Here is a 21,946-nt window from a genome sequence, read left to right on the forward strand (position 1 = left end):
CCTGATGTTAATGAAAACCACCGTCACTTCTTCCCCGTCGCTGGCGGGGACGTCCGGGATCACCCTGGACTCGCTGCGCGTTTCATACCACGGCAACGTGGTCTTAAAACCGCTGTCATTGACCATTGAGCCCGGTGAGGTGCTGGCGCTGATTGGCCCTTCCGGTTCCGGGAAAACCACGGTGCTGCGGGCGATTGCCGGTTTTGTGCAACCGGCTGGCGGGCGGATCCTGATCGGCGATACTGACGTCACCCAGTTGCCGCCGTACAAACGCGGGCTGGCGATGGTGGTGCAGAACTACGCGCTGTTCCCGCATATGAAGGTGGAAGATAACGTTGCTTTCGGCCTGCGGGCGCAAAAGCAGCCCAGGGGGCTTATCGCCGAGCGGGTGACTGAAGCCTTAAAAATCGTCGGCATGGCGGATTACGCCACCCGCTACCCGCATCAGCTTTCCGGCGGCCAGCAGCAGCGCGTGGCGATAGCCCGCGCGATTGCCGTGCGTCCTCGGGTGCTATTGCTTGATGAACCGCTGTCGGCGCTGGATGCGCAAATTCGCCATAACATGGTGGAAGAGATTGCCCGCCTGCATCGCGAACTGCCGGAGCTCACCATCCTCTACGTCACCCACGATCAGACCGAAGCGCTGACCCTGGCGGACAAAATCGGCATCATGAAAGACGGGTCGCTGATCGCCCACGGTGAAACGCACGAGCTGTACCACTATCCGCCGAACCGCTTTAGCGCCGAATTCCTCGGCCGCGCCAATATCCTGCAGGCGACGGCGCTGAAAGACAGCCCCGAGCCGGGGCTGGTTAGCGTAAGCTGCGGCGGCGGCCTGATTAACGCCTTCAGCCGGGGCGGCCTGCATGGCAACAAAAAGCTGTTATGCATTCGCCCGCAGCACATGAGCCTGGCGCCGCGATCGGCAACCAGTAATCGTCTCAATGCTACCCTGACCTCGGTACACTGGCAGGGCGATCTGACGCATCTGCTGTGCGATGTTGCCGGCGAAGCGGTGCGGATTGTGATGACCCACGTGAACCCGCTGCCGCGCGCGGGGGACAAGCTGGCGCTCTACTTCGAACCTGGCGATGCGGTTCTGATCGAGGTGCAATGATGGCGCAAACCCTCACGCTTGCGCGTCCGGCGCGAAACTTACGGCCTTACCTGTGGCTGGCATTGCCGCTGCTGGTGCTGGCGACGCTATTTTTCTATCCGCTACTGCTGATCGCCGAACAGGCGCTGCGAGACGCCAGCGGCAACCTGAGCCTCGAGACCTTCTGGCAGGTGATTGACTCAAAACGCTTTATTGGCGCGCTGCTCAATACCTTACAGATTGCGGTGTTCGCTACCCTTGGCTGCCTGGTACTCGGCAGCGTGCTGGCGCTGATTCTGGTCTTTATTCCGTTCCCCGGAAGCCAACTGGTGAGCCGGGTCATTGATACTTTTATTGCGCTGCCGACCTTTCTTATCACTCTCGCATTCACCTTTATTTACGGCTCGGCGGGGCTGCTCAACGGCACCCTGATGGCGCTGTTTGCTTTTGAACTGCCGCCGGTAGACTTCCTCTATTCGATTAACGGCGTGATTCTGGCGGAGATTACCGTCTTTACGCCGCTGGTGATGCGTCCGTTGATGGCGGGACTGCGGCAGATAGATAAGAGCCAGCTGGAAGCGGCGAGTATTCTCGGCGCTCATCCGTTACGGGTGATTACTCAGGTTATCTTCCCGGCGGCGCTCCCGGCGCTGATGGCGGGCGGCAGCCTGTGCCTGCTATTGACCACTAACGAGTTCGGGATCGTGCTGTTTATTGGCGCCAAAGGGGTCAATACCCTGCCGATGATGGTCTACAGCAAGGCGATTCTGGAGTCGGATTACAGCGTGGCCTGCATGATTGCGCTGATCAATATTCTGCTGTCGCTGGGGCTGTTTATGCTCTATCGGCTGGCGGCGGCGCGCACTGGCGTAAGGAGTTAACGATGTTGATTTGGTCGCGTAAAGGCCGCGCGGCGGCGGGCGCGCTGGCGGTGACGCTTTTTGCCGGCGTTTTCCTGCTGCCGCTGGCGGTGATTTTACTCTCCAGCCTGAGTAAACAATGGAACGGCCTGCTGCCCACCGGCTTTACCTTTGCCCACTTTGTTAACGCCTTTCGCGGCGCGGCGTGGGATTCGCTGTTTTCGAGCCTGATGGTGGGCTTCTGCGCCAGCCTGTTGGCGCTGCTGTGCGGGATGTGGGCGGCGCTGGCGCTGCGCCAGTATGGCGCGACGCTACAGAAATATCTTGGCCTGGCGTTTTATCTGCCCAGCGCTATCCCCTCGGTTTCCGTCGGGCTGGGCATTCTGGTGGCGTTTAGCCAGGGGCCGCTGCAGATGAACGGCACCTTCTTTATCGTTCTGGCGGCGCACTTCGTGCTGATCTCCGCCTTTACCTTCAGCAACGTAACGACCGGGCTGGCGCGTATTTCCGCCGATATTGAAAACGTCGCCTCCAGCCTGGGCGCTTCGCCGTGGTATCGCCTGCGCCATGTGACGCTGCCGCTGATGACGCCGTGGATGATCTCGGCGCTGGCGCTGAGCCTGTCGTTGTCGATGGGAGAGCTAGGGGCGACGGTGATGATCTATCCGCCGGGCTGGACGACGCTGCCGGTGACCATTTTCAGCCTCACCGATCGCGGCAATATCGCCGATGGCTCGGCGCTGACCATTGTGCTGGTGGGCGTCACGCTGCTGTTGATGATGAAGCTTGAGCGTATCGCCCGCCGATTAAGCCAGAGATAAAGAATTGATGACGCCACCAGGGCACGGGTCTGACTGCCCGGCGGCGCTGCGCTTGCCGGTCCTGGGGTGGGGTCCCACAGGAAGGAACTTAGGCCGGATAAGGCATGTATGCCGCCATCCGGCATAAATGGAGCGCACCAGTTGTAGCCCGGCTAAGCGTAGCGCCAGCCGGGAACGCTCCTTCGACAACGCTATCGCATCAGAACCACGCCTCAAACATCCCACCGACGTTCAGCGAATCCAGCTGCTGGTCCTGGGTGCCGTTTACCTTCGCGGTGTGCTCGTTATCCACCTGGCCGCCGGTGACGTAGAAGCGCAGCATCGGGCGGAACTCCGGCCCCATGCCGATGGCGATGTTCTGCGACAGCGTCAGCTTCCAGCCGTGGTTATCCCCGCCCTGGTCGTAATCCACGCGCTGGTAGCCCGCTTCCAGCCAGGTGGAGTGCACGTCGTTCCAGAAGTACATCGGCCGCACGATGGCGCCGTAGTTTTTACGGTTGTCGGTATTATCCTTGCCGTTGTCGTAGTCGTGGAAGGCCAGCAGGTATTCCACCTGCGCCTGCTGGGTGAACTTATGGCTGCCCTCGAAGCTGGCGTAGACCGTGGTCAGGTCGTCGGTCTTGTTGTAGACGCTGTTATCCGAGTTGTCGGAGTAGCGCAGGATCACCTTGTTCACCCCGCTGTCGTTGGTGTGGCTCAGCACCAGGCCGCCCTGCCAGGCTTCGAGACGCGCGTCGCTGTCCACCGCCTTTGAGTCAAAGCCGTAGTTGGCGTACACCTCGACGTCGATCGGCCCGGCCTTGATGTTGTGGGTTTTGGTGGTCAGCGCGTAGTGGCCGTTATCGCCGGTGTCGGAGCTGCCGGTACAGGTGATGCGCGACGGGTTGGTCTCGTCGGCCATCACTTCCGGGCTGCAGGATTTCACCTGCGAGACCGCCGCCACGTCGAACTGCACGCCGCCGATATCAAAGTTCTTCACCCCGGCGCCCTGGCCGTCGTGGTTCATCCAGAAGTAGTCGTTGATCCCCTGTTGCGGACGCTGGTGGAAGTCGCGGCCGGCCCAGATATAGGCGTTGGGGTTGGATTCCAGCACGTTGGTGACGCCGACGTAGGCCTTCTTCAGGTTAACTTCGTCGCTCCAGTGGTCGAACATCACGTTAAGATCCCAGATAGCCCCCTGCGCGCTTTTGAAGGCCTTGCTGATCTGGAATTCGCCGCCGTTGCTTTCGTTGCCCAGACGGCCGATCGCCGAGGCGCCGTTATAGGAGCCGTCGACGCCGACATATTTCTGGTCGCCGGTCTGGAAGTGGGCGCCATAGCGGGCGTAGCCGCTGAACTTGAGGCCGAACGGAATGGCCATATCCGGCGAGGCGGCGGTGGTTTCCGGGTTAGTAATCACGTCGACCTTTTTGTTGGCCGCGGCGTCGATTTTTGCCTGGCGGTCGGCCAGCGCTTTATCAACGGCTTTGGCGACGATGGCGTCGATCTGTTCCTGCGTAAATTCTTGCGCCATGACAGAAATTGGGCACAGCGCGGCGACCACCGCCATGGCTAAAGGCAGTTTTTTTACAGTATTCATGGTTATCTCGCTTTAATAATTAATATATTTCAGATAATAACCATCCCATTCTGGCTAGAATAAATAGCCAAAATAAGCTGATTTGTTTTTTAGGGTACAGCGACGCCGGAGAATAATATTCTCGCTAACGTTATTCCATATTAATTAACGCTGGTACAGATGGATTAATTCTTCTGAGAACTCGCGGGCCAGCAGCGAATTCATCAAATGATCCTGGGCATGTACCATAATCAGCGTCATGGGCTGACGCGCTTCACCGGCATCCTGCCCGATGAGCTGGGTTTGCATCTGATGCGCCCGGCGGGCGTAGCCGTCGGCCTCGTTTAAGAGTAAGCGCGCTTCGTCGATATTTCCGGTTCGGGCCGCATGCAGCGCTTCAAAACATAATGAGCGTGACTGTCCCGCATTAACGATAATTTCCATTACCGCATCTTCTAATTCAATCATGTGTATTCCTGAGGTATTTATTATTTAATAATGCAGTGGAAGTCCATTTTCTGCATTATTACGCTGTCATCTTATTATCTCTCCGGAAGGAGAGGGATTAGCTAACGGTTTCTGCTACCGGAACGCTATTTTTGGCTTTCTCAACTTCGGTTTTCATTAAGGAACGTTCATAAGCGCGCAGGAACGGCAGGTAAATGACCGCCGACATCACCATGCAGATGAGACACATCACCACCGGGCTCAGGGTCCAGTTAGCCGCCCACGACGCGCCAATTGGGGCCGGCGTAGTCCACGGCGTCAGCGACACCACCTGGCTCAGCCAGCCAAGACGCGTCGCGCCGTAAGCCAGCACCGCGTTGACCATCGGTACGCAGACGAAGGGGATAAACATCATCGGGTTCATGATGATCGGCGCCCCAAACAGAATCGGCTCGTTGATATTAAAGAAGCTCGGCACGATGCCCATCTTACCGATGGTGCGCAGATGGGTGGCCCGGCTACGCAGCAGCAGGAAGGCCAGCGGCAGGGTAGAACCGACGCCGCCAATCAGCAGATAGTGATCCCAGAAGCCCTGCAGGTAGACGTGCGGCAGTACCGTGCCAGCCGCCAGCGCCGCCTGGTTTGCCGACAGGTTGGCCATCCAGAACGGGTTCATAATGCCGGTAACAATCAGCGAGCCGTGGATACCGGCGAACCAGAAAATCTGGCACATCAGAACAGAGAGCAAAATCGCCGGCAGCGAGTCGGAGGCGGAAACCAGCGGCTCCAGCAGATGCATGATCGCCTGCGGCAGGATCATCCCGGTCTGCGCTTCGATAAACAGATTCAGCGGATGCAGAGTCGCAATAACCACCAGCACCGGGATCAGGATTTCAAACGAACGGGCGACGCCGGTGGGGACCTCTTTCGGCAGACGAATCGTAATGTTGTTTTGCTTCAGCCACGCGTAAACGCGGGTGGAGTAGATGGCGGTGATCAGCGCGGTGAAAATGCCCTGACCGGACAGATACTGAGTGGAAATTTTGCCATCGGCATAGGGTGCGGCGACCAGCAGGAAAGCCATAAACGCCAGCAGACCGGACATCACCGGATCGAGCTGAAACTGACGACCGAGGCTGGCGCCAATGCCGACCGAGATAAAGAAGGTCATCACGCCCATGCTGAGGTTAAACGGCAGCATCAGCTGTTCGCGGTAGTGCTGGGAGAAATCAAGCCAGCCGCGAGCAAAGCCGTTGGTGGTATCGGGTGAAAACGGCGGAAAGATAAATACCAGCATGAAAGAGCCGATGATCATAAACGGCAAGGCGGCAGTGAAGCCATCGCGGATAGCGATAACGTATTTCTGCTGCCCAAGGCGTCCTGCCAGCGGAGTAATAGATTGCTCGATCACGGCAATCATGGACTGATACAGAGAACTCATTTCAACACCTCTCAGTGCGCCGCTGGGATCAGCGACAGAGCATAATTCAGGACGTTGTCTCCCCGCTGCATACCGTAGTCCATCGTATCGATGGGCTGAACGGGAATGTTCAGGGAAGCCGCTTTGTCAGACAGGGTTTTCAACATGTATTTCACCTGGGGGCCAAGCAACACCACCTGATACTGCGGAAACTGCATGTCAAATTCGGAAACGCCATAGGCGTCAATCTGCACCGGCAGGTCACGTTCATTCGCCGCCTCAACCATCTTTCTGACCAGCAGACTGGTGGACATCCCGGCAGAGCAGCACAGCATAATCTTGTACATCGACGACCATCCTCAAAATGTAAAAAGTTATTGCGTGGGTGATTTGATATCAGACGGAAACCGGTTTCCATTTATAAAAAGCAGAACTGTGATAGTGGTCAAGATCTCCTGCTTATAGGGCGGATTTATTGGATTTCGCTCACATTATTCTGTCGATTTGGCGATGTTTTGCGCTGAAATGGAAAATCGGTTTCCAAACAAATGGCGAAATGGATATACTGCGCTGGTCATAATTGAAGCGATTCAGGTTTACAGGATTTTGGCGGGACGCGGCGCCCGCGCAGGGGAAAATGATGTCGACAATCAATGATGTTTCACGACTTGCCGGGGTTTCCAAAGCCACGGTGTCGCGAGTGTTGAGCGGCTCACGTGGCGTGAAGGAAGCCAGTCGTCAGGCGGTGCTGCAGGCGGCGGAAGCGCTCAATTACCGGCCAAACATGATAGCCCAGTCGTTGCTCAGCCAGTCCACCGGCTGCATCGGCGTCATCTGCGCCCAGGACAACATCAACCAAACCACCAGCTATCTCTACGCCCTGGAAAAACAGCTCAGCCAGCACCAGAAACACCTGCTGCTGCGCTTCGCCAACACCAGCCACGGCGTGATGAACTCTCTGGAGGAGTTGACCTGCGGGCTGTGCGATAACGTGCTAATCATCGGTGCGCGTTTTCCTCTGAATATTAACCGCCCGGACGTGGTGCTGGTGGACTGCCTCGATAGCGAAGGCGACAACAGTATTCAGTTCGATCATGCTTTCGCCGCCGAAACCGCCTGTCACTATCTGATTAGCCAGGGGAGACGGCAGATTGCGCTGATTCATCCGCAGAGCAGCGGCTTTGCCGACCAGGTGCTGCTGGGCTACAAGCACGCGCTGGAAAAAAACTTTTTGCCGTTTAATCGCAACCTGGTGTTTCTGGATAATACGTCGCCGTCGGTGGCGGTGCAGGAGCTGGTCAATAACGCCACGACGCTGAACTTTAACGCGCTGCTGGTGAGCGATGAACAGCAGGCGCAGCGCGTGGTGCCGCAGCTGCAGGCGTTTAACCGCGCCGTTCCGCAAAATGTCATGGTGTTTAGCCTCGCCGGATCGTTACAGCTGCCCGGTATCCCGACTATCCCGGCGATTGAATATTCCATGGACGCGATGGCGTCGCGGATCGTCAACTGGCTGACCGAGAAAACGGACAACCCGGGCGGCAGCCCGCTGCGCGGCGATTTAATTATTCCGAAGCACTAAACGCTGCTCTTGCCCTGACCCGCCGCCGTTGGCTGCGGGTTTTTTGCTGGCTGGTTTTTGTCGTATCCCTCACATTATAAATAAAACTCATATCTGACGCCGGATTTTCGAACCGGACAGCCTGCGTGACCTGCCTTAAGTTGAGTACGAAAGTTCCACTCAAAAAACACTAACCAGAACATTCGTACCGCCTGCTTGAGGAAGTCACCCTATGAATCACACGAACGTTGTCGATGTGAAAGCGTGGATAGATACCCGCCCGGTCTCGCGCTTTCAATGGAACGTGCTGCTGCTCTGTTTCATCATCATTATGCTGGATGGGTATGACGCCGCGGTGATGGGCTTTGTCGCCCCGGCGCTCATCGAAGACTGGGGCATCAGCCGGGCCGAAATGGGGCCGATTCTTGGGGCGGCCATGTTCGGCGTCGCCATTGGCGCCCTGGTAGCGGGTCCGCTTTCTGACCGCTACGGCCGAAAGCGAATTTTACTCTGGTCGGTGGCGCTGTTTGCGCTGTTCAGCCTGGCCGGCGCCGTGGCGCAAAGCCCGACGCAACTGGCGCTGATGCGTTTTCTCACCGGCCTTGGCCTTGGCGCCGTAATGCCCAACTGCGTCACGCTGGTGGCGGAATATATGCCGGAGCGGCGTAAAGGGGTGATGATCACCCTGATGTACAGCGGTTTTAACGTGGGTTCCGGCCTCGGCGGCTTTATCGCCGCCGGTTTGTTATCGCATTACAGCTGGCACTCGGCGCTGGTTTTTGGCGGCGTGCTGCCGCTCGTGGTGCTCCCCTTTATGATCGTGATGTTGCCGGAGTCGGCGATGAACATGGTGGCGCGCCGACTACCGGGCGAGCAGATCGCCAGGGCGCTTAACCGGCTTGGGGGCCAGTTTACGGCTGAAACCGTTTTCCAGCTGAATGCGCCGCCCATCACGCGGAGCAGCAAAGTGGCGCAGCTGTTCCGGCATGGCTATGCCCGCGGCACGATAGCGCTGTGGTTAACCTATTTTATGGGGCTGTTCGTGATTTACCTGCTGAACGGCTGGCTGCCAACCATTCTCCGCTCCGGCGGGCTGTCGCTGCAGCAGGCGGCGATGATGACCGGCTTGTTCCAGCTCGGCGGCCCGCTGGGCGGGATCCTTGTCGGTATGCTGATGGATCGCGCTTCGGCGAAAGCCGTGATTGCGGCAACCTATTTCCTCGGCTGTCTGTGCCTGTTGTCCCAGGGGGTAATGGATTTCGGTTCGGCGGTGCTGTCGGTGCTGATTTTTATCAGCGGGATGTGCATTAACGGCGCGCAGAACGGTCTGCAGGCCTATTCGCCCGCCTATTATCAAACCGAGATCCGCGCTACCGGAGTCAGCTGGATGCATGGTATCGGCCGTACCGGGGCTATCCTCAGCTCCACGCTGGGCGGGATGCTGATGCTGGCCGTGCCGGGACACTCGTCGATCTTTTTGGTGCTTGCGCTGCCGGCCTGCCTGGCGGGGATCTGTATTTTGTTGCACCGTATGAATCACGCTAAGCCTCGACTCACAGAGGCAGAACTTGACGCTTTGTCATCCCCCCTCGAACACCGATAAGTGGAGTTATCTGATGGCTAACATTCTCGGCGGTATCGCCGTCTCTCATACCCCGACTATCGGCTTCGCGGTCGATCATCATAAACAGCAGGATCCGGCGTGGGCGCCGATCTTCCAGAGCTTCGAACCGCTGCAGCGCTGGCTGGAGGAGAAAAAACCGGATGCGCTGGTGTACATCTTTAATGACCATGTGACCGCCTTTTTCTTCGATCACTATTCGACTTTTACGCTGGGAATCGACAGTCAATATGACGTTGCCGATGAGGGCGGCGGACCGCGCTGTCTGCCGCCGGTCCAGGGCAACGCGGCGCTTTCAAGGCACATTGGCGCCAGCCTGATGGCCGACGAGTTTGATATGTCGTTCTTTATGGATAAAAAGCTCGACCACGGCCTTTTCTCGCCGCTTTCGGCGCTGTTGCCCTGGGATGAAGCGCAGGGGTGGCCGACGGCGGTGATCCCGTTACAGATCGGCGTGCTGCAATTTCCGGTACCAAGCGCGCGCCGTTGTTACAAACTCGGCCAGGCGCTGCGCCGGGCGATTGAAAGCTTCCCGGAAGATATCAATGTGGCGATTGTCGCGACCGGCGGGCTCTCGCATCAGGTTCATGGCGAGCGCTGCGGATTTAATAATCCCGACTGGGATGCCCAGTTTGTTGATATGCTGGTTAATGACCCGGAAAAGCTTACCGAAATGACCCTTGGCGAATATGCCGAGCTGGGGGGGATGGAGGGGTCCGAAGTGATCATGTGGCTGGTGATGCGCGGCGCGCTATCAGCCAATGTCACCGAAACCTGGCGCGACTATTACCTGCCGTCGATGACCGGTATCGCCACGCTGATCCTTGAGAACAATGCGCGCCTGCCCCCCGTCGATACCCTGACGCGCCATCGCCAGCATATGGCGCAGCAGCTGGCCGGGGTGGAGAAACTGCCGGGAACCTATCCTTTTACCCACGAGCGCAGCCTGAATGGCTTGCGGCTTAACCGTTTCCTGCATCGGCTGATTGAGCCTGCCTGGCGCGAACGTTTTCTGCAGTCGCCTCAGTCGCTTTATGCCGAAGCCGGACTGAGTGAGGAGGAACAGCAGTTGCTCAACGCGCGCGACTGGCGGGGATTAATTCAGTATGGCGCCAGCTTCTTCCTGCTGGAGAAAATGGGCGCGGTGGTCGGCGTATCCAACCTGCATATTTACGCCGCGATGCGCGGGCAGACGCTGGAGGCGTTTCAGCAAACGCGAAACCAGCAGGTAACCTATTCGGTGGCGGGTAAACGTTAAACGGCCCCGTCCTGAACCTGCTGATAAATAAAACGCAACAGCGCCTGCGTCGCCGGGGAGGGCAGGCTGCCGGCGCGAAACGTCAGCCCGATACGCCGGGTGGTATTGGGCAGGGGAACCGGCAACACGCTGAGCAGCCCATTGTCAGTTTCAAAACGCATCTGGCTGGCGGAGACCGCCGCCAGCATGTCGGAGCCCTGCAGCAATCCTCGCACCATCGCCGCATCCCCGGTCTCCACCGTCGGCTGGGGCAGCGGCAGCCCCAGGGTGACAAACGCCTTATCCAGCAAATTGCGCGCCGGCGCGTTGGCGCGCGGCAGCACCCATTGCGCTGTCGCCAGCTGGCTGCGCGGGTCCGGATGGCGAAGCAGCGGGTGGTTATTACGCAGTAAAATCAACATATCCTCTTCGAATAACGCTTCGCTACAGAGGTCCGGGAGATCTTCATCCTGGCGCAGGGCGCCGATAATAAAATCGATATTACCTGCCCGCATATCGGCGACCAGCGACTCATACGGGCTTTCATTGGTCATGAGGGTGATGCCCGGGTGCTGGGCCAGAAAGGCGGCGATGGCGGAGGGCAGTAGCCGGGTCCGGCTCAGCGGCAGGGCGCCAATGCGCACGGTGCCCTCCAGCACCCCGCGACGGGCAGCGAGATCGCTCCAGATGTTTTCCAGCTCGTTGAGCGCTCTGCTCACCGGGGGATAGAGTAGCTCCGCGGCAGGCGTGGGACGCACCCCCTCTGGCGTCCGGCGAAATAGCGCCGAATCCGCTCCTTTTTCCAGGACCTTCAGCGCGGCACTGACCGCCGGCTGAGTGATCCCCAACTGTTGCGCGACGGTTTGGGTATGGTTGACGTGATAGAGCTGAATAAAAATGGCTAAGCGGCGGGTATTGAACAGCCAGCCGGCGTCCGCCAGCGGGCCGCTGCTGCGGGTATGGTGCTTCTGCAGCAGCGCCGGGATGGCCTGCAGGTCGTCAATCGCCCGCCGGGCGCGCGGCAGGATGCACTTGCCATACTCGGTGGGCACCATGCCGCTGTAATGGCGTTCGAACAGCGTGACGTTCAACGCGGCTTCAAGATCGCGAATAGCCCGGGTTATCGCTGACTGCGTGCGGAATAAGTCATCGGCCGCGCGTGAGACGCTACCGCGCAGCGCGACCTGACAGAAAAAGCGCAGCTGCATGATATTTATAATTTTATCGTGCTTTCTCTTTAGCATTGTTCGTCAGGCCTGAAAAAGTGAGTGAGACGACAACATAAATAAAAATCATAGCCTTCGCAAGTTAACGAATTACCTCCCCACGACGGGACATGACAAGCTGAAAAAAACAACAGAGGAAGCCATCATGTCTCATCCGGTTAGCGAAAAAAGTGCCCTTGTCGTCAGCGCCCACTCGGCCGATTTCGTCTGGCGCGCGGGCGGTGCGATAGCGCTGCATGCCCTGCAGGGCTATCAGGTCCATGTGGTCTGTTTATCCTTTGGCGAGCGCGGCGAGTCCGCCAAACTGTGGCGTAAAGGCAACATGACCGAGGAGGCGGTGAAGCAGGTGCGTCGCGAAGAGGCGCAGGCCGCCGCCGCGATCCTGGGCGCCAGCGTCGAATTCTTTGATATCGGTGACTATCCGCTGCGCGCCGATAAAGAGACGCTATTTCGTCTGGCGGATGTGTATCGCCGTATCCAGCCCCACTTTGTCCTGACGCACTCCCTGCACGATCCCTATAACTACGATCATCCGCTGGCCTCCCATCTGGCGCAGGAAGCACGGATTATCGCCCAGGCAGAGGGCTATCGCCCCGGTGAGAAAATTGTCGCTGCTCCCCCGGTTTACTGTTTCGAACCGCACCAGCCGGAGCAGTGCAACTGGAAACCCGATGTGTTACTGGACATCACCGCCGTCTGGGAGAAAAAGTATCAGGCCATTCAGTGCATGCAGGGTCAGGAGCATCTGTGGGAATACTACACCCGCGTGGCGCTGCAGCGCGGGGTGCAGGCCAAGCGCAATATCGGCATCACGGCCGCGCGCGATATCGTTCACGGCGAAGCCTTCCAGAGCATCTTCCCCCGCGTAACGGAGAACCTGGCATGAACCTGATAAATAAAAAAGGCCTTGTGATCCGCCATCTGCCGCGTCATGACGAGGCGGTTTTGCGCCGCTGTGAGGCGGCCGGGGTGGCGACGCTCCATGAAGCCTGGGATCGTCAGGGGCTGATGGGGCCGGCAATCCGTCCGATTCAGCAGGGCGTCAGCCGGGCGGGCAACGCGGTAACCGTGCTGGTGACGCCTGGCGACAACTGGATGTTTCATGTGGCGGTCGAGCAGTGCCGCGCCGGCGATATTCTGGTGGTGGCCCCGACCTCGCCGTGCGGCGATGGCTTCTTCGGCGATCTACTGGCGACGTCTCTCCAATCGCGCGGCGTGGTCGGGCTGGTGGGCGATATCGGCATTCGTGATTCGCAAACGTTGCGGGAAATGGGATTCGCCGTCTGGTCCCGTCAGGTTTATGCCCAGGGGACGGTGAAAGAGAGCCTTGGTTCGGTTAACGTCCCGGTGATATGCGCAGGTCAGCTTGTACAGCCGGGCGATGTCGTAGTGGCCGACGACGATGGCGTCGTGGTGCTGCCTCACGCCCGGGTCCGTGATGTGCTCCATAAAGCGGAAGCCCGCATGAGCAATGAGCTTGCGAAGCGTGAGCGGATGCGCAATGGCGAGCTGGGGCTGGATATTTACGCTATGCGTCCGCGTCTGGCGGAAAAGGGCCTGCGGTATTACGACCGCGCAGACGAGGTGGAGGAATAAATGGCGCAACGCGGAATCCCCTGTCTATGGATGCGCGGCGGCACCTCTAAAGCGGCCTGTTTTCTGGCCGACGATCTGCCTGCCGATCCGGTGCGACGTGATGCGGTGCTGCTGGCGGTGATGGGCTCGCCTGATCCCCGGCAAATTGACGGGATCGGCGGCGCCGATCCGCTGACCAGCAAAGTGGCGATTATCCGCCGCTCCGCACGGCCTGACGCCGATGTGGACTATCTGTTTGCCCAGGTGAACGTGGCGGCGGCCACCGTGGATTACGGCCAAAACTGCGGCAATATTCTTGCCGCCGTTGGCCCTTTCGCCATCGAGCGTGGTCTGGTTCGCCACGATGCGCCGCTCACTCGGGTGCGTATTTATATGGAGAACACGGGGCAACTGGCGGTGGCAGAGATCCCCTGCGATGCCGACGGGGTCGACTACGCCGGCGAGAGTCGTATTGATGGCGTGCCGGGCAGCGCCAGCCCGATCCTGCTCCATTTTCTTGATGTCGCCGGCTCCAGCTGCGGGGCGCTGCTGCCGACCGGCCGGGTTCGTGACCGTTTTGACGGCGTCGAGGTGACCTGCATCGATAACGGAATGCCGGTGATCCTGCTGCGCGCGTGCGACCTCGGTTGCACCGGCTATGAGACGCGCGAACAGCTGGATAATGACGACGCGCTTAAACGTCGCCTGGAGTCGATTCGCCTGCAGGCCGGGCCGCTGATGCAGCTTGGCGACGTCAGCCAGCGCACGGTGCCCAAGATGACCCTGATCGCCGAGCCGCGACACGGCGGCGCCATCAGCAGCCGCACCTTTATCCCCCACCGCTGCCACGCGTCGATCGGCGTATTTGGCGCGGTGAGCGTGGCCAGCGCTTGTCTGCTCCCCGGCTCTGTCGCGCAGGGCCTGGCGCAGGTAGCGCCAGGCGATACGCCGCTGCTCAGCGTCGAGCATCCGACAGGCGAATTTAGCGTGACGCTTCAGCTTGATGCTGACGGCGCCCTGGCTGGCTGCGGCCTGTTACGCACGGCGCGACTGCTGTTTGCTGGCGAGGTTTTTATTCCGGCCCGCGTCTGGCCGCGTGAGGAGTGATGATGACAATCGCGTTTATTGGTTTTGGCGAGGTGGGTGGCATTCTGGCGGCGGATCTGGCCCGTGAGCATGCGGTGACCATTTGGGATTGCAAGCTCAATGGCCCGGAGCGAGAGGCAATGCTCAGGAAAGCCCGTGATTCGCGCGTTCAGGTGGGAAATTCGCTGGCGCAGGCGCTGGAGGGGGCCACGCTGGTTTTTTCTACTGTGACCGCCGGTGAGGCGCTAAAGGTGGCGCAGCAGGCGGCCGCGCTGCTGCAGCCGGGACAATATTTCCTCGATCTCAACTCCGTGGCGCCGGAGACGAAACGGCAGGCGGCTGAACATTTTCTGCCGGGCGCCTACATTGATGTCGCGGTGATGGCGCCGGTGCCGCCGGCCCGATTGCAGACACCGTTATTGATCGGCGGGCCGCAGGCGGAGGCGATCGCGCCGCGTCTGCAGGGGCTGGGGCTGAATGCCCGCTATGGCGCCAGTACGGTGGGCCAGGTGTCGGCGATAAAAATGTGCCGTAGCGTGATGATCAAAGGTCTTGAAGCGCTTACCACAGAATGCCTGTTCGCGGCTCGTGAATACGGCGTTGAGGAGGAGGTGCTTAGCTCCTTGCATCATAGTTTCCCCTCTCTGGGCTGGACAGGCGCGTTCCCCGACTATCTGATCAGCCGGGTGGCGGAACATGGCATTCGGCGCAGCGAAGAGATGGAAGAGGTGGTGAAAACCCTGCGTGACGTGGGGAGCGCCGGGATAATGAGCGAGGCGATCGCGAAAAGCCAGCGCCAGCTGCCGGAGCAGATGGCCGCCCGTAGCCTGAGCTACAGGCAGCTGATGCCGTTTGACTGGAAAACGCTGGTCGCGAGGCTGAAATAACCGCTATTTGGCCGGACAGACGATTTTGTCGATTGCGGCCTGGTAGCTTTTCTGGTTATTGCGCTCCTTCGCCAGCGTTGCTTCGCGGACCGCGTTCTTGTTACCGTCGGTCGCCAGCACTTTATTGGCAAAATCGTTGTCGCTGAGGTGGCTTGCTGGCGCGCATTTTTCCTTCACCGCTTTGAGCACCTGCTGTTTTTGCTGCTCGAACTGCAGGCTTTGCAGCGGTGATTCGGCCCACGCCGACGTGGCGCTCAGGGCGGTGACCAGGCATACCATCCAACATGCTTTCATCAGGCTTCTCCTTCCGTAATCGCTTCCGTCAACTATATGCGCAGGCGCGAAAACACGCAAATAGTGGTCAGTTTAACTTATTGAAAATGCAATTTTTATCGCCTGCTCAGGCGGCTCTCACCCGCCGCCGCGAGTCGATGGCGATCAGCACCACCGACGCGAGGATCAGCAGAGTGCCCAGCCAGTCCGGCAGCGTGAAGGTGATCCCCAGCAGCAGGAGCGACAGCAGGGCGCTGCTCAGCGGTTCGGCGCAGCTGAGGATCCCGGCCTTCGCGCCGCCAATTTTCTGCGCGCCGTTGAGATAGAGGCTGAAGGTCAGCGAAGTACCGATCACCACCAGGTAGAAAAAGGCTAACAGCAGGCTACCGTTCACCACAAAATCGGTGCCCTGGCCGCCGTAAAACGGCAATAGCATCGCGCCGCCGAACAGCATGCTCCAGCCGACGATGGGCAGCGTCCCGTAGCGGGCAATTAGCGTTGAAGGATAGGTGGTATAAAACGCGGCGGCAAACGCCGAGGCGATCCCCCAGAACAGCGCCGCCGGCGAAATCGACAGCGTCGTTGGGTTGCCGTGGGTCACCAGCAGAAAGGTGCCCGCCAGCGAGGTGCAGATAGCCCCCAGCACCAGCGGAGTGGGACGCGCTTTGCGGGCGAGGGCGAACCAGGCGACGATGATCGTCGGCGACAGAAACTGCAGCACCGTGGCCGTGGCGGCATTGGATTTTTCAATGGTCATCAGAAAGGTGAACTGCACGGTTAGCGCGCCAAACAGCGAGAAAAACAGCAGGCTTAGGGCGTCGCGGCGGTTTTGCAGCACGCGGAAAATGCGGTCGCCGTGAACAAAGCCGAGCATCAGCAGGATCAGCCCGGCGAACAGCAGACGCGTCATGGTCAGAAACGGCGACGACATCTGGCTTTCCTGCATAATAAATTGCGCACACACCCCGGAACTGCCCCACAGCACGGCGGCAATCAGTACGTTCAGCATCCCTTTTTTGCTGGAGCCCATCTTTTCCTCAAGCGAAATATGACAAAGGGGAATCATAGCATGCGCGCGCCCGGGCGGCGGGGCAGGAAATGGTAGTCGGGCGCGGCGGCGTAACTATTTTGCAGGCCCGGTAAGGCGAAGCCGCCGCCGGGCATTAACCGATAGTCGCGTTCTAGCTTAAATCGACATTTTTACTGCCGAACAGCCAGGTGAGGACAAAACCGCACAGGTAGGAGACCGCCAGCCCGCCGGCGTAGACCGCCATCCCGGCGTAAATTCCGCTGCCGGAGGTCATCAGCGGCAGCGCCACCAGACCGGACGGGCCGAACACCGTGTTCAGGCCGACCGGCAGCCCCAGCCAGGCGATCAGTCCGACGAAGAACCCGCCGCAGGCGCCGCCGAGGCAGGCGGTGACAAACGGCTTCATCCGCGGCAGGGTGACGCCGTAGATCAGCGGCTCGCCAATCCCGAGGAAGCCCGGAATAATCGCCCCTTTAATCTGGGTTCGCAGCAGCGAATCGCGCTTCGCCCGCCAGAACAGCGCCAGCGCCGCCCCCACCTGCCCGGCCCCGGCCATCGCCAGGATCGGGAACAGCGAGTTAAAGCCCTGGGCGTCCACCAGCGCAAAATAGACCGGGACAAACCCCTGATGGACGCCAAACATCACCGCCAGCAGGAACAGGCCGGCCAGCACCGCCGAGCCAAACGGGTTGCCGTTAAGATGCAGGAACAGCCATGACATGCCGGTAAACAACCAGCCGCCAACCGGCATGATCACCGTAAAGGTCACCGCGCCCATGATCAGCAGCGTCACCGCCGAAGTGAGGATCATATCGAGGTTGGCCGGCATCACCCGCCGCACCTGGCGTTCAACCCACGCGCCAAGGATAGCGGCGATCAGTACGCCGATGATATTGCCGCGCGGATCGATGCCATGGCCGAAGAAGGTGGAAATGCCGGCGTAGAAGCCGCTGGTTGCCTCCGGGTTGTAGCCCAGCACGAACAGCGAGGCGATAATCGCGCCGTTCACGCCGGAGCCGCCGAACGCCTTCTGCGCGTTATAGCCAATCAGGATACTCAGAAAGGTGAACATCCCTTTGCTGAAGACCTTCATATAGCCAATCAGCGCCACCAGGCTGGCGTTCGGATGGGCGTTCTCCAGCACGAAAACCTGTTCCGCCAGGGTGGCGAAGCCCAGCAGCAGCCCGACGGCGATAAAGCCGGGGATCAGCGGCGTAAAGATGGTGGCGAATTTGGCGAGAAACTTCTGCACCGCGCTGGTCTGCTTGCCCTTCAGCGCCTGCTTTTTCTCCGCCGCGACGTCGGCCAGCGTCGGCGCGGCGGCGGGCGCTGCCTCCAGCAGGCCGTTCATCATTTCGGCGGCGGTTTGCGCCTTGCCGGGGCCGAGCACCACCTGGAACTGCTCGTCGCTGACGATCACCCCCATCACGCCGTCAATCTGGCGGATGGCGGCGCTGTCGGCCAGACTTTCATCGCGCAGGGTCAAGCGCAGGCGCGTCATGCAGTTGCCCGCCTGCGCGACGTTTGCGGCGCCGCCCACGTGGGCGAGGATCCGCGCTATCATCTCTTTCGTTATTTTTGCCATTGCCCGTTACCTGTCTGTCGGCGCTCAGGTGTTGCTGAGCGCCTTGCGGATATAGCCGTTGTTTTTCGCCAGCAGCGACTGCGCCTCTGCGGCGCTTAAGTCCGCCAGCACCATCACGATCGCCGTTTTACAGTGGCGGCCGCAGGCCTCCAGCGCCTTCTGGGCGGTGGCGCGATCGCAGTCGGTAGCCTCCATCACGATAGAGACCTGGCGCTCAATCAGCTTGGCGTTGGTCGCTTCGACGTCGACCATCAGGTTGCTGTACACCTTGCCGACGCGGATCATCGCCCCGGTGGAGATCATGTTCAGCACCAGCTTCTGCGCGGTACCGGCTTTCAGACGGGTAGAGCCAGTGACCACTTCCGGGCCGACCACCGGGGTGATCGCCACGTCCGCCAGCTGGGCCATTTCGCCATGCGGGTTACAGCTGACGATGGCGACAAAGGCATTCTGACTATGGGCGTATTCCATGGCGCCAATGACGTACGGCGTGCGTCCGCTGGCCGCCAGTCCCACCAGCACATCGCGGTTGCTGAAGTTCAGGTTCTGCAGATCCATCGCCCCCTGCGCTTTGTTGTCTTCCACATTTTCCACGGCGCTGAGAATCGCTTTATGTCCGCCGGCGATGATCCCCACCACCTGCTCCGGGCGGGTGCCGAAGGTCGGTGGGCATTCGCTGGCATCGAGGATCCCCAGACGCCCTGAGGTACCCGCGCCAATGTAAATCAAGCGGCCACCGGCCTGCAGCGCTGCCGCGACCTTATCCACCACCTCGGCAATCTGCGGCAGATAGGGCGTTATCGCCTGGGCTACCTGCTGGTCTTCCTGGTTTATCACCGTCAGCATCTCGAGGGTGGAGAGGGTGTCAATGTTGGCGCTGTTGGCGTTACGTCGCTCGGTCAGCAGTTTGCTCAGGTCGATACTCATAGAAACCTCGTTATTCTCAGTGGCGCGCAGTATAAGGAATTATTTATTCCTTGCCTGTGAAGAGTATCACGATTAGTACGTGGAGAATAATACGAGAATGGTAGATATGGCGGGAAATAGTGCGGTAATAAATCTGGAATATTTTATTACCGCAGCAGGAGATTAGCGTGCGTCGCGCGGTTTGCTGAGGCCCAGCAGCAGCGCCAGCAGGTAGCAGATGGCCATCGCGAGGCTCATTTTCAGCATTGTTTCGCCGCCGAGACCCGCCAGCGGCGCGGCGATGCCGCCGAAGACAAACATCAGGGTGCCCATCAGCGCGGACGCGGTCCCGGACTGCGCGGCGTCGACGGCGCTCATCGCCTCCGCGCCGGCGACGGTGCTGATGCCGCTCATCAGCGACACGGTAAAGAACAGGCCGACCAGCGCCAGCACCGGCAGATGCAGCCAGGCAAACAGCAGCATGATCGCCGCACAGCTCACGGCCAGCGTCAGGCCGCCGCGCAGCAGGCTTTCGGCGCTAAAGCGGCGCGCCAGACGGGAAAAGATCATCGCGGCGATGATCAGCCCGATACCGTTCAGACCGAACAGCAGACTGAACTGCATGGCGCTCATGCCGTATTCGCTCTGCATCACGAAGGAAGAAGAGCCGATGTAGGAGAACAGCCCGGCCATCATAAAGGCCTGGATCAGGCAGAAGCGCAGAAAGCGGCGATTTTTCAGCACCGGCTGGCCGGGCCGTTGGCGGCTGGCATGCGCCGCTGTGGCCGGGCGCGTTTCCCGCAGGATCGCCAGGCTCATCACCAGCAGCACGCCGCCAATGGCGGCCATCGTCCAGAAGAGAATTCGCCAGTCGAAGGCGGTGATAACGTAGCCGCCCAGCACCGGGGACAGCACCGGCGCAATGCCGTTCACGGTCATCAGCAGGGCGAAAAACTGGGTCAGCAGGGTGCCCTGGTATTTATCGCGGGCGATGGATCGCGACAGCACCGAGCCGCCGGCGCCGGCGAAGCCTTGTAAAAAGCGCCAGACAATCAGCATGTTGATATCGCGGGTCAGGGCGCACATTGCCGAAGAGAAGATAAACAGCAGCAGAGACAGCGCCAGCGGTTTCAGGCGGCCAATGCGGTCGCTCAGCGGGCCGAAAAACAGCTGACCCAGGCCGAGACCAATCAGCGCGGCGGTCAGCGACAGCTGGGTCTGAGTGCTGGTGGCCTGCAGCTGCTGAGTGATCTCCGGCAGCGCCGGCAGATAAAAATCCGTGCACAGCGGGCCGATACCCGACAGCAGGCCGAGGATCAGCGCCCAGGAGAGGGAAACACGTGCCATAACGATTCCTTGTAGAGGCCGGGCTCGGTCGCCCGGCGGGTAAGTTTAACTGGCGCCGCCGCCCAGCGACTGCCAGAGGGTGATCCGGTTATTGAGGTCGGTCTGCTGCAGGGACAGCAGCGTCGTTTTCGCCGACCACAGCGTGCGCTGAGCGGTGAGCACCGACAGATAATCGCCGACCCCGGCCTGATAGCTCTTCATGGCGATATCCAGCGATGTCTGCTCGGCGGCGACATACTGCCGCTGAGCATCAAGCTCTTCGCTCAGCGTTTCCCGGCGCGCCAGCGCATCGGCAACGTCCTTAAACGCGCTCTGAATCGATTTCTCGTAGGTGGCGATCAGCCCCTTTTTCTCCGCTTCCGCATAGCGCAGCTGCGCCAGGTTGCTGCCGCCGGTGAACAGCGGCAGGCTGATGGAGGGGGCGAACGACCACACCTGCATCCCGTGGCTGAACAGCGACGACAGCGAGTCGCTGCCGACCCCGGCGCTGGCGGTCAGGGAAATCGACGGGAAGAAGTTCGCCCGCGCCGCGCCGATATCGGCATTGGCGCTCTTCAGATTGTGCTCCGCTTCCTGAATGTCCGGCCGACGCAGCAGCACCGACGACGACACGCCCGCCGGCACCAGCGCGATGCTGTTATCCCCGAGACTCTCGAGAGTGCCGGGCAGTAGGCTCTCCGGCACGGTTTCCCCCGCCAGCAGGTTAATGGCGTTTTTATCCTGCGCCACCAGCGTACGATAGCTGGCGACGCTGGCGCGCGCCTGCTGATAGACGCTTTCCGCCGAGCTTAAATCACCCGCGGAGGCGGTGCCAACCGCCATCTGGCGGGCGACGATGTTGCGCGAGTTTGCCGCGCTATCCATGGTCTGCTGCGCCAGCGCCAGATTGCTGTTATCCGTCGCCAGCGTCACCCAGGCGGTGGTCAAATCGGCAATCATCGTCAGCCGGGTATTCTGCGCGGTGAATTCGCTGGCAAGCCAGGTTTCGCGCGCCGCGCGCGACAGGCTCTGGTTCTTGCCGAACAAGTCCAGTTCGAAGCTGGAGACCGCGCCGTCGGCCTGTGAAGCGGAGCTCAGGCCGCTGGCCACCGTTTTGCTGCGGGTGTGGCTCAGTTCGGCATCAACGGTGGGAAACAGCGATGCCCGCGTTTCGCCATACTGGGCGCGCGCGGCCTCGATATCGGCCAGCGCCTTTTGCACATCGCGGTTGCTGTTAAGCGCGATGCTGACCACTTTTTTCAGCCGCGCGTCATTGACCACTTTCTGCCAGTCGCCGACCACCGCCGTCGATTCGCCGTGCGCCCCGGGCAGGGTGGCCGGCACCGGCGCGGCCGGGCGATCATAATGCGGGTCAAGCGAGACGCAGCCCGCGGTCAGGAGCGCGATAAACATAAAACTTAAACGAAACAT

21 protein-coding genes are annotated in these 21,946 nt (G+C 60.1%); 10 read left to right on the plus strand and 11 right to left on the minus strand.

Annotation, left to right across the window (positions count from 1 at the left end; translation table 11 throughout):
* Positions 1-4 precede the first annotated feature (4 nt).
* The 3 genes from phnT to phnV are packed head-to-tail and all read left to right on the plus strand — an operon-like array spanning position 5 to position 2,777.
* Positions 5-1,117: a 2-aminoethylphosphonate ABC transport system ATP-binding subunit PhnT gene (phnT, locus tag OHJ17_RS00245; RefSeq protein ID WP_004188029.1), complete on the plus strand. Its 1,113-nt coding sequence runs from the start codon at positions 5-7 to the stop codon at positions 1,115-1,117.
* Positions 1,117-1,977 (plus strand): 2-aminoethylphosphonate ABC transporter permease subunit, encoded by an 861-nt coding sequence (gene phnU / locus OHJ17_RS00250; protein WP_002923191.1) that lies wholly within the window; start codon positions 1,117-1,119, stop codon positions 1,975-1,977. The genes phnT and phnU overlap by 1 nt, the downstream gene beginning before the upstream one ends.
* A gap of 2 nt (positions 1,978-1,979) precedes the next feature.
* Positions 1,980-2,777, plus strand: coding sequence for a 2-aminoethylphosphonate ABC transport system, membrane component PhnV (gene phnV / locus OHJ17_RS00255; protein WP_004145044.1), 798 nt, complete (start codon positions 1,980-1,982; stop codon positions 2,775-2,777).
* Positions 2,778-2,976: 199 nt separating this feature from the next.
* Here phnV and OHJ17_RS00260 read toward each other — a convergent pair whose 3' ends face one another.
* The 4 genes from OHJ17_RS00260 to OHJ17_RS00275 all read right to left on the minus strand — a co-directional run bounded on the left by OHJ17_RS00260 (position 2,977) and on the right by OHJ17_RS00275 (position 6,549).
* On the minus strand, positions 2,977-4,356 hold the full coding sequence (locus OHJ17_RS00260; protein WP_004173868.1) for a carbohydrate porin: 1,380 nt from the start codon (positions 4,354-4,356) through the stop codon (positions 2,977-2,979).
* Between the two features lie 144 nt (positions 4,357-4,500).
* On the minus strand, positions 4,501-4,803 hold the full coding sequence (locus OHJ17_RS00265) for a PTS lactose/cellobiose transporter subunit IIA (protein ID WP_002923158.1): 303 nt from the start codon (positions 4,801-4,803) through the stop codon (positions 4,501-4,503).
* A gap of 97 nt (positions 4,804-4,900) precedes the next feature.
* On the minus strand, positions 4,901-6,223 hold the full coding sequence (locus OHJ17_RS00270) for a PTS cellobiose transporter subunit IIC (protein ID WP_002923156.1): 1,323 nt from the start codon (positions 6,221-6,223) through the stop codon (positions 4,901-4,903).
* 11 nt (positions 6,224-6,234) lie between these two features.
* On the minus strand, positions 6,235-6,549 hold the full coding sequence (locus OHJ17_RS00275) for a PTS sugar transporter subunit IIB (RefSeq protein WP_004145041.1): 315 nt from the start codon (positions 6,547-6,549) through the stop codon (positions 6,235-6,237).
* Positions 6,550-6,842: 293 nt separating this feature from the next.
* On the opposite strand from OHJ17_RS00275, the gene OHJ17_RS00280 reads away from it, so the two are divergent.
* From OHJ17_RS00280 to OHJ17_RS00290, 3 genes are all read left to right on the plus strand, one after another.
* Positions 6,843-7,784, plus strand: a complete 942-nt coding sequence (locus OHJ17_RS00280) for a LacI family DNA-binding transcriptional regulator (RefSeq protein ID WP_002923154.1) — start codon at positions 6,843-6,845, stop codon at positions 7,782-7,784.
* A gap of 211 nt (positions 7,785-7,995) precedes the next feature.
* The gene (locus OHJ17_RS00285) at positions 7,996-9,366 is read left to right on the plus strand and encodes an MFS transporter (protein WP_004173870.1); all 1,371 of its coding nucleotides are present in this window, start codon (positions 7,996-7,998) and stop codon (positions 9,364-9,366) included.
* 13 nt (positions 9,367-9,379) lie between these two features.
* Positions 9,380-10,642, plus strand: a complete 1,263-nt coding sequence (locus OHJ17_RS00290; RefSeq protein WP_002923152.1) for a gallate dioxygenase — start codon at positions 9,380-9,382, stop codon at positions 10,640-10,642.
* Here the strand turns inward: OHJ17_RS00290 and OHJ17_RS00295 are convergent.
* Positions 10,639-11,865 carry a LysR family transcriptional regulator gene (locus OHJ17_RS00295; RefSeq protein ID WP_032433705.1) on the minus strand — a complete coding sequence of 409 codons (1,227 nt, stop codon included), beginning with the start codon at positions 11,863-11,865 and terminating at the stop codon, positions 10,639-10,641. The genes OHJ17_RS00290 and OHJ17_RS00295 overlap by 4 nt on opposite strands.
* A gap of 127 nt (positions 11,866-11,992) precedes the next feature.
* Here OHJ17_RS00295 and galB point away from each other — a divergent pair, with 127 nt between their 5' ends.
* From galB to OHJ17_RS00315, 4 genes are read left to right on the plus strand one after another with little or no spacing between them, the layout of a single operon-like run.
* Positions 11,993-12,733, plus strand: a complete 741-nt coding sequence (gene galB, locus OHJ17_RS00300; protein ID WP_002923146.1) for a 4-oxalmesaconate hydratase — start codon at positions 11,993-11,995, stop codon at positions 12,731-12,733.
* The gene (locus OHJ17_RS00305) at positions 12,730-13,443 is read left to right on the plus strand and encodes a 4-carboxy-4-hydroxy-2-oxoadipate aldolase/oxaloacetate decarboxylase (RefSeq protein ID WP_002923144.1); all 714 of its coding nucleotides are present in this window, start codon (positions 12,730-12,732) and stop codon (positions 13,441-13,443) included. The genes galB and OHJ17_RS00305 overlap by 4 nt, the downstream gene beginning before the upstream one ends.
* A complete protein-coding gene (locus tag OHJ17_RS00310; RefSeq protein ID WP_032433285.1) occupies positions 13,444-14,529 on the plus strand; it encodes a 4-oxalomesaconate tautomerase in 1,086 nt (361 codons plus the stop codon).
* 2 nt (positions 14,530-14,531) lie between these two features.
* Positions 14,532-15,395, plus strand: a complete 864-nt coding sequence (locus OHJ17_RS00315) for an NAD(P)-dependent oxidoreductase (protein WP_032433704.1) — start codon at positions 14,532-14,534, stop codon at positions 15,393-15,395.
* A gap of 3 nt (positions 15,396-15,398) precedes the next feature.
* Here the strand turns inward: OHJ17_RS00315 and OHJ17_RS00320 are convergent, their stop codons facing one another.
* From OHJ17_RS00320 to eefC, 6 genes are all read right to left on the minus strand, one after another.
* Entirely contained in the window at positions 15,399-15,689 is a 291-nt protein-coding gene (locus tag OHJ17_RS00320; RefSeq protein WP_002923120.1) for a YicS family protein, read from the minus strand.
* Positions 15,690-15,795: 106 nt separating this feature from the next.
* Positions 15,796-16,698 (minus strand): DMT family transporter, encoded by a 903-nt coding sequence (locus OHJ17_RS00325; protein WP_002923118.1) that lies wholly within the window; start codon positions 16,696-16,698, stop codon positions 15,796-15,798.
* 151 nt (positions 16,699-16,849) lie between these two features.
* Positions 16,850-18,283: a PTS N-acetylmuramic acid transporter subunit IIBC gene (gene murP / locus OHJ17_RS00330; RefSeq protein ID WP_032433703.1), complete on the minus strand. Its 1,434-nt coding sequence runs from the start codon at positions 18,281-18,283 to the stop codon at positions 16,850-16,852.
* A gap of 24 nt (positions 18,284-18,307) precedes the next feature.
* Complete coding sequence (gene murQ / locus OHJ17_RS00335; protein ID WP_002923109.1) at positions 18,308-19,210, minus strand: N-acetylmuramic acid 6-phosphate etherase; 903 nt, start codon at positions 19,208-19,210, stop codon at positions 18,308-18,310.
* Between the two features lie 162 nt (positions 19,211-19,372).
* Positions 19,373-20,536, minus strand: a complete 1,164-nt coding sequence (locus OHJ17_RS00340) for a multidrug effflux MFS transporter (protein WP_002923107.1) — start codon at positions 20,534-20,536, stop codon at positions 19,373-19,375.
* Between the two features lie 45 nt (positions 20,537-20,581).
* Positions 20,582-21,946 carry a multidrug efflux RND transporter outer membrane subunit EefC gene (gene eefC / locus OHJ17_RS00345; RefSeq protein WP_004186228.1) on the minus strand — a complete coding sequence of 455 codons (1,365 nt, stop codon included), beginning with the start codon at positions 21,944-21,946 and terminating at the stop codon, positions 20,582-20,584.

Origin of the sequence: Klebsiella sp. KP20-425-1, assembly GCF_025813515.1 — a bacterium.
Classification (GTDB): Bacteria; Pseudomonadota; Gammaproteobacteria; order Enterobacterales; family Enterobacteriaceae; genus Klebsiella; species Klebsiella pneumoniae.

What these genes read in the sequence shown, in the direction of transcription:
- phnT (WP_004188029.1), top strand. Translation starts at nt 5, where the DNA reads ATGTTAATGAAAACCACCGTCACTTCTTCCCCGTCGCTGGCGGGGACG.
- phnU (WP_002923191.1), top strand. Translation starts at nt 1,117, where the DNA reads ATGGCGCAAACCCTCACGCTTGCGCGTCCGGCGCGAAACTTACGGCCT.
- phnV (WP_004145044.1), top strand. Translation starts at nt 1,980, where the DNA reads ATGTTGATTTGGTCGCGTAAAGGCCGCGCGGCGGCGGGCGCGCTGGCG.
- OHJ17_RS00260 (WP_004173868.1), bottom strand. Translation starts at nt 4,356, where the DNA reads ATGAATACTGTAAAAAAACTGCCTTTAGCCATGGCGGTGGTCGCCGCG.
- OHJ17_RS00265 (WP_002923158.1), bottom strand. Translation starts at nt 4,803, where the DNA reads ATGATTGAATTAGAAGATGCGGTAATGGAAATTATCGTTAATGCGGGA.
- OHJ17_RS00270 (WP_002923156.1), bottom strand. Translation starts at nt 6,223, where the DNA reads ATGAGTTCTCTGTATCAGTCCATGATTGCCGTGATCGAGCAATCTATT.
- OHJ17_RS00275 (WP_004145041.1), bottom strand. Translation starts at nt 6,549, where the DNA reads ATGTACAAGATTATGCTGTGCTGCTCTGCCGGGATGTCCACCAGTCTG.
- OHJ17_RS00280 (WP_002923154.1), top strand. Translation starts at nt 6,843, where the DNA reads ATGTCGACAATCAATGATGTTTCACGACTTGCCGGGGTTTCCAAAGCC.
- OHJ17_RS00285 (WP_004173870.1), top strand. Translation starts at nt 7,996, where the DNA reads ATGAATCACACGAACGTTGTCGATGTGAAAGCGTGGATAGATACCCGC.
- OHJ17_RS00290 (WP_002923152.1), top strand. Translation starts at nt 9,380, where the DNA reads ATGGCTAACATTCTCGGCGGTATCGCCGTCTCTCATACCCCGACTATC.
- OHJ17_RS00295 (WP_032433705.1), bottom strand. Translation starts at nt 11,865, where the DNA reads ATGCTAAAGAGAAAGCACGATAAAATTATAAATATCATGCAGCTGCGC.
- galB (WP_002923146.1), top strand. Translation starts at nt 11,993, where the DNA reads ATGTCTCATCCGGTTAGCGAAAAAAGTGCCCTTGTCGTCAGCGCCCAC.
- OHJ17_RS00305 (WP_002923144.1), top strand. Translation starts at nt 12,730, where the DNA reads ATGAACCTGATAAATAAAAAAGGCCTTGTGATCCGCCATCTGCCGCGT.
- OHJ17_RS00310 (WP_032433285.1), top strand. Translation starts at nt 13,444, where the DNA reads ATGGCGCAACGCGGAATCCCCTGTCTATGGATGCGCGGCGGCACCTCT.
- OHJ17_RS00315 (WP_032433704.1), top strand. Translation starts at nt 14,532, where the DNA reads ATGACAATCGCGTTTATTGGTTTTGGCGAGGTGGGTGGCATTCTGGCG.
- OHJ17_RS00320 (WP_002923120.1), bottom strand. Translation starts at nt 15,689, where the DNA reads ATGAAAGCATGTTGGATGGTATGCCTGGTCACCGCCCTGAGCGCCACG.
- OHJ17_RS00325 (WP_002923118.1), bottom strand. Translation starts at nt 16,698, where the DNA reads ATGGGCTCCAGCAAAAAAGGGATGCTGAACGTACTGATTGCCGCCGTG.
- murP (WP_032433703.1), bottom strand. Translation starts at nt 18,283, where the DNA reads ATGGCAAAAATAACGAAAGAGATGATAGCGCGGATCCTCGCCCACGTG.
- murQ (WP_002923109.1), bottom strand. Translation starts at nt 19,210, where the DNA reads ATGAGTATCGACCTGAGCAAACTGCTGACCGAGCGACGTAACGCCAAC.
- OHJ17_RS00340 (WP_002923107.1), bottom strand. Translation starts at nt 20,536, where the DNA reads ATGGCACGTGTTTCCCTCTCCTGGGCGCTGATCCTCGGCCTGCTGTCG.
- eefC (WP_004186228.1), bottom strand. Translation starts at nt 21,946, where the DNA reads ATGTTTCGTTTAAGTTTTATGTTTATCGCGCTCCTGACCGCGGGCTGC.